The organism is Brevibacillus borstelensis (assembly GCF_003710865.1).
GTDB classification, from domain to species: Bacteria; Bacillota; Bacilli; order Brevibacillales; family Brevibacillaceae; genus Brevibacillus; species Brevibacillus borstelensis.
In genome coordinates this window covers 30,587-39,336 of the sequence record NZ_RHHO01000044.1, presented here as the reverse complement: position 1 = coordinate 39,336, position 8,750 = coordinate 30,587, and the positions used below count along the sequence as shown (strand labels likewise).

The window sequence follows — 8,750 nt, the reverse complement described above, 5'->3', positions numbered from 1 at the left end:
GACACCCTTGCCTTGAGCTAACGGTTGGTACAGCCAACCCCCGTTCGGGACTTTCACCCTATAGCTATCGCCCATGCTGGGCGCACCAAAAAAAAGAGTCTAACACCTTTCGATGTTAGACTCTTAGTTGAAAATTCTTATGGACAGACGTCCTGACTAATAATTTACGCGCCTGCGCCAGTGTCTGTGCCTGCACCAGTGTCTGTGCCTGCACCAGTGTCTGTGCCTGCACCAGTGTCTGTGCCTGCGCCAGTGTCTGTGCCTGCGCCAGTGTCTGTGCCTGCGCCAGTGTCTGTGCCGCCTTCAACAGCTGCAGTAACCAGAATCGGAAGTACTACTTCTTTGCCACCGTAAGCTGCGTTGAGCGTGATAACCAGTGTTGCCTTGGTGTCTTTAGTAACAGCTTTAGTTGCAGCTTTTGCTACAGTACCGAGGTCGGAAACTGCTACCAAGTCATCAGAATCAACGATTGTTTTAAACTCAATACCAGTCAGTTCATCGGAATCGTTCACAGACAGAGCGATTTCTTTACCGTCTGCACCGATAAATTGCAGTTCATCAATCAGATCGGTAAATGTAGCAGCGTCAGCTGTTTCAACTCCGCCTGCAACCTGAACCTGAGTTTTGCCTTCTTTCAGTTTGATATCAGCAATTTGTGGAGTAGAGTTCGTTACTTCTACTTCAACGGTTGCTACCGTGATACCGCCTTGTTTGTAGGAGATCACTGCTTTACCAGCAGCGACTGCGGTTACCTCACCTTTGGCATTTACAGTAGCAACTTTTTCGTTATCGGAAGCAAAGCTGAAACCTTCTTCTGCCTCAGCAGCGGTTCCTACTTTAACATCGCCAACATATTTTTCGATGGAAAGATCCACTGTTTGTGGAGTTGGGTAGATATCCAGTTTCAAATCTTCATCAGAGGATGCTGGAACCAATTTGAAATTGTCTGGATCTTGTCCTGCAACATCTACTACTTGAACAGACACTGTACCAACAACTACATTGTCTTTATTCTTAATTACAAGAGTATCTGTACCTTGTGCTTTAAACGCCAAGTCAGTAACTTCAAGTGCAAAAGCACCGTTCACATCAAGCTTAGCATTTGCTACGTCAATGACATCTGCTTTTTCGCTGCCAGTGGAGACAGTCCAGCCAGTTGTATCAACATCCTTACGCAGCTTAGCATCATACTGATCCAGAAGCGTCAGTTCCAAAGAGGTTTCGTCTTTTCGAACTTTAGCGGAAGTTTCTTGTACTTTCGTTGCAACAGGAGAATCTTTTACTACGAGTTCAATAGCTGTAGATTTGTCTCCAATTGCCACTGTAATAGTGGTGGTTCCAGCTTTCAGGACTTTGATTTTACCTTCGCTGCTTACCAGAGCCACTGCAGGATTGCTAGAAGTATAAGTTACGCTTCCAGCAGCAACGCTCTCTCCATTTACTTCATCATCGCCAGTATTTTTGTCGATTACAGTACCAGCGAAGTTTTTACCTTTTGTGATAACAACTTCAGGTGCATCGTCAGTAGTTACATAGCCCAGATCCCAAAGTTTGCTGCCAACTTTGAGTTTTGCTTCAGTTGGTTCTACGACAACTGTGTCATCGCTAACTTTAACTGTCAGAAGATCGGATTCGAATTTTGCTGTGTCCTTTGTTACAACAACTTTATATTTGAAAGTTGTGCCAACAGAAAGACCGTCTTTCAATTCGCCTGTCTCGCTAGTATAAGCGTTACCTTTAAACACGTCAGATGTTGCTTGGAATTCAACTTTGTATCCAGCAGCAACCAATGCGTCAACAGTTACAGCTTGGTCACCGTTGATGGTCAGACCCAAGAACTGAGGAGCTTCAAGGGTTCCAGCTGCTACTGTACTGGTAATAGCACAAACCTTTACTAGTATTTGGAATCGTCTGGAAATTAGGTCCACCCTTTATTTTCCAGGTGGTTTCCAGCTATCCGCTGACTTTCCATTTGTAGAAAAAAGGAATATGGCTGTATCTTTTACCTAAGCAATGGAAATCCCCACAATATGGAAGTGTTGGATTGCTAAGTAAGAGCTTCATTCCCTATACATTTGCGGAGTCATGAACGCTCTAAGTCCGCTGCTATCGCGGAGGCTTTTATTGTTGAACTTTTTTACCGCAGCGCCAAACAATAAATCATTGCCTTTCTCTACAAAATTCAGATTGTATCCTTTCCTGTCTGTGATAAACTGAAACTGTTACCATATCTTGAGAGGGATTGCCGATGAATGGTTCGGAGAAAAGGTTTCTTGCAGAGCCGTTGTCATCAGGGAAAAGTGATGGGTTCCATTCAAAAACTGTACGCCACGCAGGTTTCTACTCAACCGTTCCATTATAAATAGCAGGTTTTGTACAATATGCGATTACGTATAAGCGAGGGGCGAAATCATGAACAATCGACGCTGCCAGATCGAGGGCTGCACCAATAACTATTACGCAAAAGGCTTTTGCATGAAGCACTACCAAAAAAACAGGCTGCTGCAAAAAACAGTGATGAGTGCACAGCCGGGTATGGAGAGACAGACTGTAAAAGAACGGATTTGCCAGGAGCCTGGTTGTGACAAAAAGCAGGTGGCCAAAGGGTTGTGCGCTACACACTACCAAAGAAACAGGCTGCAGTCGGTGAAAACGGCGGCAAGACATGAGATAAGCGTCACGCAGGAAAGCGGAAAGCCATTGGTCGGGAAGGTCTCAGGTGTGGTTCGTGAGCTGGATTCCCTGGGGAGAATTGTTTTGCCGATTGAACTCAGGAGAGTGCTGAATATCGAAGTAATGGACTCTTTGGAAATTTTTGTGGACAACGACACGATCATTCTCCGGAAATACGCTCCGGGCTGTGTATTCTGCGGAACCTTGATGAATGATACCTTCTATTTCAAAGGCAAGCTCGTTTGCAAGACTTGCGTCGGGGAGAGTGCCACAGAGAGTTCTCCGGTAGACTTTGATTATTGATAAATGTAAGCAAGGCCCTTCTTTTCTTCGCATCGCTGTGGAGAAGAGAAGGGCCTTTCAATTTTTTACTTACTTTTAGGGGACCGGCGAGGTGTTTTCCTTTCTGGCCGGAGAGAATGTCTTCCAGGCTCGGAGCGAAGCTGTTCAAGGCTCTCTCATCGTAATTATGAATCGTTGGGTAAAAAACAGCAGCTCACCTGACTCGTAAGGTATTTATACACTGTACTAAGATATAAAAGCCGGTCTGGGTAAGTAAGGCTTGATTCGCTTTCAAGAATATAAGCGAATAGTAGTCTCAAAATGTAAAAAATATAAATATTTACATAAAGATAAGGTAATGATAATATAATGAAAAAATACAAAATTTGGGAGTTGGTGACTATGAAAAAATGGGCTTTGTTTACTCTTTTGTCCGCTGCCTTGCTTTTGCCTTCAAATGCGTTAGCCAACAATGAACCAACAAAGACTTCCGGGGTTTCAAGTACTGAAACAGAACAGCAGGCAATGGCAACACAAACCTTTCGATTTGCTGTGGCAGCGGGTGAATATGATGAGACTGGTTACATATATGTCAACACTCCAGGCTACGTCAATGTTACAGTAAATCAGCAGTCGTCTTCGGCGAGAGAAGCCAAAGTATACTACCGTTTGGCAAAGCTGGAACCAGACGGTTATCAAACGAGAATGGGAAGCGGAACTTTCACAGGTAACGGAACATTTAGTTTTTCAAGTGAGAATGTATGCCCGGTAGGGACCTACCTGATTACAATAGATGGTAGACAAGGAAAGGTTTCAGGCACTATAACGGTAAACACTCCATAGCACAGGTTTTTTAAGTGCAAATTTACCAATCAACAAGTAAAAGCGGAGTTGAGCACGCAGCAGCTCACTCCGCTTTCCTTTTTGCAAGCAAAAATAAAATTACAACACAATCTCTGTCCCCATTCCCTTATCCTTCGCCAGCTCGTACACAGACTTGGCCACAGCCGTATCCAGATAGGCGATGCCGACCGACTTGTACAACGTGATCTCTTCCTCATTCTCGCGCCCCTTCTTATGACCCAAAAGGATTTCCCCCAGCTCGGCGTGAAGCTGGTCAAAGCTCCATTCGCCTCGGCTGACGGGGATGAGCAAATCGCCTGCTTCATGATGTGATCCTTCTATTGTATCGACGACGATCTTGCTGCATCTTTGCAAGGTGGTGAGGTCTACTTCCCGCATATGCGGCAAAAAAGCGCCGATGGCATTGATGTGGGCGCCTGGCTTCAGGCTGGCCCCGTCGAACAGGGGCGACTCCGACTTGGTGCTGCAGATGACGATGTCCGCGTTCTTCACTGCTTGATCGGCATTTTCGACGATGCGGATCTCCCCGGTCCAGTCCGGATACAGGGTCCGGAGTATTTTTTCCATTTCTTCTGCTCGTGCTATCGTGCGGTTGTACAGCACGACCTCCTCCAAAGCTCGCACCTCCATGACCGCCTGAATCTGCCCCACAGCTTGTGCACCACATCCGAGAACAGCACAGCTTTTTGCCTGCTCGCGTGCCAGATACTTGGTTGCCACGCCGCTGCTCGCGCCTGTCCGCAGAACGGTCAAATAGCTGGCATCCATCATCGCGACATGCTGGCCGGTTTTGGCTTCGGTCAACAGGATGACGCTCTGCAGCGCCTTGATCCCGGCCGCATGGTTTTCCGGAAAAATACTGATCACCTTTACCGCAACGTAATCAGCCGCTTCCAGGTAGGAGGGCATGTACAGGCTGGTCGCCCCGTACTTTGGATGGTCAATGGCGGTTCGCACCGGGGTGTGGACGAGGCCGGCGGCATTGTCCCGGAATACTTGTTCGACATCCCGCAAGCAATCCTGCATCGTGTAGAGCTGGCGAATATCCTTCTGGGTCAAAACGAGCATGTGGATCATCCTTTCCTGGCGAAATAGGGGAGGACCTCCGGGAGGCTGCAGAGCGGGGCTCAGAAGTGTCGGTGCGGTCCTCACGAATCAGTGGCTTTTCAGCTATATTTTTCTACGGATTATCCAGGTCCAAGTCCTTTGTCTCCTTGGTCGCTCCGATGGCGATCAGGGAGATGACACCTGTCAATACAATGTAGAGGGCCACCGGTACCCATGAGTTATCGAAAGCGGCCAGCAAGGCGGTAGCGATCAGCGGAGCCGTCCCTCCGGCCAACGCGGCTCCCAGCTGATAGCCGACAGTCACACCGGTGTAGCGAACATTGGTGCTGAAGATTTCCGAGAACATCGTCCCCAGAACGGCCGTGACCGGCGCCCAGAGAATGCCCAGTCCGATAATGGTCGCAATCGTCAGTATTACGCCGGACTTTAGCGACAGCAGGTAAAAATAAGGGAAGGCGTAGAGGATGATCAAAATGGTTCCGCCGATGTACAACGGCTTCCGGCCGAGTTTGTCGGACAGCTTGCCCATATAGGGGATCATGATCGTCGTCACCAGAGTGGCAATGGTCACGGCATTTAGCGCAGTCACGCGGTCATACCCCAAATACCCTGTCGCATAGGCGATGACAAAGGTGGAGAAGATGTAGAACGGCCCTGTTTCCACGACTTTGGCGCCGACAGCGATCAAGACGGACTTCCAGTGATAGCGGAATGTGTCGATGATCGGGACCTTGGCGATATTGCCGCTTTCTCTCGCCGCCTGGAAAGCGGGTGTCTCATCCAGCCCGTTGCGAATCCACAAGCCGAGAAATACCAGTCCGGCGCTCAGGATAAACGGTACGCGCCATCCCCACGACATGAATCGTTCATCTGGCAGCGAGCTCATGACCGTGACGGCCAGTGTTCCGAGCAGCATTCCGATCGGTACGCCCATTTGCGGGATGCTGCCAAAGAAACCGCGTCTCCCTTTTCCCGAATATTCCACGGCGAGCAATAGTGCGCCGCCCCACTCTCCGCCGATGCCGAGGCCCTGGATCAGGCGCATCGTGACCAGCAGAATGGGAGCCCACACGCCGATCGCGTTGTAATCGGGGAGAAGGCCGATCAGGACAGTGGCTCCGCCCATTAGGGACAAGGTGAGAACCAATGTTTTCTTCCGTCCGATTTTGTCGCCGATATGACTAAAGATGATTCCGCCCAGCGGACGAATAAAGAAAGGAAGACCGAATGACAGGTAAGAAAGCAGAAGCCCTACGGTTGGATCTGTGGATGGAAAGAACAGCTTGTTGAATACGAGCGAGGCCATCGTACCGTAAAGAAAGAAATCGAACCATTCGATGGAGCTTCCGACCAGGCTTGCGACTAACGCTTTGTTTTGCAACCGTTTGGAAACCTCCGTTTGAACGTGTGCCATCTTGACAGCTACCTCCTTTGTACTGTAATCGCTACTGAATGAGGTCAGAATGAGCGGCCATCTCTTGCTGTACAGACTGAGAAGCAATAAATTGAAGTGTCACTTCAATTCGGCGTTAAAAGAATTATAAGACTTGTTGATATATGTTTCAATAATCAAAATATTTTATCGAGAGAAACTTTTGTTTCTGAGTTGTGAAAAAGGAAAACGTTCTGTCGGGCACCCGTTTTCTTGCACTGTTTTCAAGAGTCAGGTGTGATAGGATAGGGATAACTCAGTAACCTTGCGAGGGAAGTCTATGGAACAAAACATCGGAAAACGAATGAAAGCGCGTCGTCTGGAACGAAAGCTGACGCTCAAGCAGGTGGCGGAGAAGACAGAATTGTCCATCAGCTTTCTGTCCCAGGTGGAGCGATCCAAGTCATCAGTCACTTTGGAGTCTCTCACGAAAATCTCGGAAGCGTTGGATGTGAGCCCCAGCTATTTTTTCCCGCAGGAAAAGAGTCCGAAATCATACATTTTGCGCAAGGGAAGCGGGGACGAGCTTCACTCAGAGCAATCGCGTTTTATGTACAAAGACTTGTCAGCCGATCTTCCCGCACCTTTGTTTGAGCCGATCTTGGTCACGCTGCTTCCGGATGACGAAAAAGGGGCCCCTTTTGCACACAAAGGGCAAGAATTTCTTTATGTGTTGGAGGGCATACTTACGCTCCTGATGGGAAGCGAAGAACACGACTTGTATCCGGGCGACAGCGTCCATATGGAATCATCCACGCCGCACAATTGGTACAATCGAACGGACAAACCGGTCAGATTTCTGATGGTCAGCTCGCCTGCCAGGTTTCTGAAAAATAGCGGGAAATGATAGCTTGCAGTCATAAATAGATATCCCCGGTTCAAAATATTTCGCCATCTGTAATAATTGTCGCGGCTCTCGCCGATATAAAAAGATAATACAATTTTTCATTACTTCACGGAGGGGACATCCAATGAAAAAACTGGTTTCCGCAAGTTTGATCCTGGCTCTGCTCGTTGCAGCTCCTATCGGCGCGGTGCACGCTGATAAGCCGGTAAAAGAGGAAAAAGAGAAAGCTGAAAAAGAGAAAGAAAAAGCAGAGAAGGAAAAGGAAAAAGCACAGGAAAAGGCCGAGAAGGAAAAACAGAAGGCCGAAGAAGATAAACAAAAGGCAGAAGAAAAAGCGAATAAGGAACTGGAGAAAGCCAAGAAGGAGCTTGAAAAAGCTGCCGAAAAGGCTGCTGAAGATGCCAAGAAGGCACAGGAAAAAGCTGCTGAGGATGCAAAAAAAGCACAGGAAAAAGCAGCAGAGGCTGTGAAAAAGGCTGAGGAAAAGGCCGCAGAAGCAGCAAAAAAAGCCGAAGAAAAGGCGGCAGAAGCTGCCAAGAAAGCAGCGGAAAAGGCAGCCGGTGCGATCGATCCGGCCACAGGGCTTCCGAGCAGCCAAGCTGGCAAAAAAGAAGCGATCCAGCAAGCGGTAAAAACAAAAAAAGAGCTGATCGAGCTGCGGGTTCAACTGAAAAAAAGCCAGGAAGTGACCGAAGAGCTGCGAGCGAAATACGAGGAGCTGACCAAGCAGCTGGAAGCACAGTCTGAGCTGAAGCAGGCGCTTGAGGTCCAGAAGGAGCTGCTCGACCGTTTCTACAGGCCCGGTGACAAGGAAGTCTATCAAAAATTGGGCGAGCTGTACCAAAAATCAGGTGAAGCGGGACTGAAGACGTTCATCAACGGCAAAGAGGTCGTAATGGATACAGCTCCTTTCCTTGAAAAAGGACGTGCACTGGTGCCGGTACGCGCGATTAGCGCTTCTCTGAAGGCAGAAGTGAACTGGAGCCCGGAAACCCGCACAGTCGAAGTAGTGCGCGGCGAAAACAAGATCGTTCTTCATCTCGACTCGGGAGAAGCAGTCGTAAACGGTGAGAAGATCAAGCTGGACACCAAGCCAATCGTGAAAAACGGCCGCGTCTTCCTGCCGCTGCGGTTCATCGGTGAAAAGCTGAACGCGAAAGTCGACTATCAAGAGACAGGCGACATCATCATCATCGAAGATCAGCAATCGACTGAAACGGCAACGGGTACAGAAGCGCCGGCTGCAGAAGGAACCAAAGCCCCATCAACTACAGAGTCTTCCGCTGGACAAACTGCCGATGGTTCTGCCGCTGCGACAGGAACGGCTGCAAGTGCTGGAACGGTCGATATCGAGAAGCCGGCAGGCGATGCGGCAGCGACAATCTCTGGAAGCAGTACAACGACCGTGAATGCGGAAACGGATGCCACCAATCAGTAATTACTTTCTATATTATAGCTTTTTTCAGAGAGGGCCTGTCTTTAGACGGCTCTTTTTGTTTCAATTTTGTCCGGGTCATTGTCAATGTTTGTGTCGTACTTATTCAGATATTGTACAAATACAATGATTGTTTTCTGTTCATTTTA

7 protein-coding genes are annotated in these 8,750 nt (G+C 48.4%); 4 read left to right on the top strand and 3 right to left on the bottom strand.

Annotation, left to right across the window (positions count from 1 at the left end; genetic code table 11):
• Positions 1-164 precede the first annotated feature (164 nt).
• On the bottom strand, positions 165-1,835 hold the full coding sequence (locus tag EDM54_RS21390) for an Ig-like domain-containing protein (protein WP_170208398.1): 1,671 nt from the start codon (positions 1,833-1,835) through the stop codon (positions 165-167).
• 577 nt (positions 1,836-2,412) lie between these two features.
• Here EDM54_RS21390 and EDM54_RS27255 point away from each other — a divergent pair.
• Complete coding sequence (locus tag EDM54_RS27255; RefSeq protein ID WP_003388361.1) at positions 2,413-2,976, top strand: AbrB/MazE/SpoVT family DNA-binding domain-containing protein; 564 nt, start codon at positions 2,413-2,415, stop codon at positions 2,974-2,976.
• 381 nt (positions 2,977-3,357) lie between these two features.
• Positions 3,358-3,798, top strand: a complete 441-nt coding sequence (locus tag EDM54_RS21380) for a hypothetical protein (protein ID WP_003388360.1) — start codon at positions 3,358-3,360, stop codon at positions 3,796-3,798.
• A 99-nt stretch (positions 3,799-3,897) separates the two neighbouring features.
• On the opposite strand, the gene EDM54_RS21375 is transcribed toward EDM54_RS21380, so the two are convergent.
• Positions 3,898-4,887 carry an ornithine cyclodeaminase family protein gene (locus tag EDM54_RS21375; protein WP_024984143.1) on the bottom strand — a complete coding sequence of 330 codons (990 nt, stop codon included), beginning with the start codon at positions 4,885-4,887 and terminating at the stop codon, positions 3,898-3,900.
• Positions 4,888-4,999: 112 nt separating this feature from the next.
• Positions 5,000-6,301 (bottom strand): MFS transporter, encoded by a 1,302-nt coding sequence (locus EDM54_RS21370; protein ID WP_122958762.1) that lies wholly within the window; start codon positions 6,299-6,301, stop codon positions 5,000-5,002.
• 298 nt (positions 6,302-6,599) lie between these two features.
• Here EDM54_RS21370 and EDM54_RS21365 point away from each other — a divergent pair, with 298 nt between their 5' ends.
• Together EDM54_RS21365 and EDM54_RS21360 are read left to right on the top strand one after the other, a co-directional pair.
• A complete protein-coding gene (locus EDM54_RS21365) occupies positions 6,600-7,166 on the top strand; it encodes a helix-turn-helix domain-containing protein (RefSeq protein WP_003388354.1) in 567 nt (188 codons plus the stop codon).
• A 124-nt stretch (positions 7,167-7,290) separates the two neighbouring features.
• Positions 7,291-8,604, top strand: a complete 1,314-nt coding sequence (locus tag EDM54_RS21360; RefSeq protein WP_122958761.1) for a copper amine oxidase N-terminal domain-containing protein — start codon at positions 7,291-7,293, stop codon at positions 8,602-8,604.
• Positions 8,605-8,750 lie beyond the last annotated feature (146 nt).

Excerpts from the sequence above, each read along its gene's own strand:
- EDM54_RS27255 (WP_003388361.1), top strand. The coding sequence starts at position 2,413 with ATGAACAATCGACGCTGCCAGATCGAGGGCTGCACCAATAACTATTAC.
- EDM54_RS21365 (WP_003388354.1), top strand. The coding sequence starts at position 6,600 with ATGGAACAAAACATCGGAAAACGAATGAAAGCGCGTCGTCTGGAACGA.
- EDM54_RS21375 (WP_024984143.1), bottom strand. The coding sequence starts at position 4,887 with ATGCTCGTTTTGACCCAGAAGGATATTCGCCAGCTCTACACGATGCAG.
- EDM54_RS21360 (WP_122958761.1), top strand. The coding sequence starts at position 7,291 with ATGAAAAAACTGGTTTCCGCAAGTTTGATCCTGGCTCTGCTCGTTGCA.
- EDM54_RS21380 (WP_003388360.1), top strand. The coding sequence starts at position 3,358 with ATGAAAAAATGGGCTTTGTTTACTCTTTTGTCCGCTGCCTTGCTTTTG.
- EDM54_RS21370 (WP_122958762.1), bottom strand. The coding sequence starts at position 6,301 with ATGGCACACGTTCAAACGGAGGTTTCCAAACGGTTGCAAAACAAAGCG.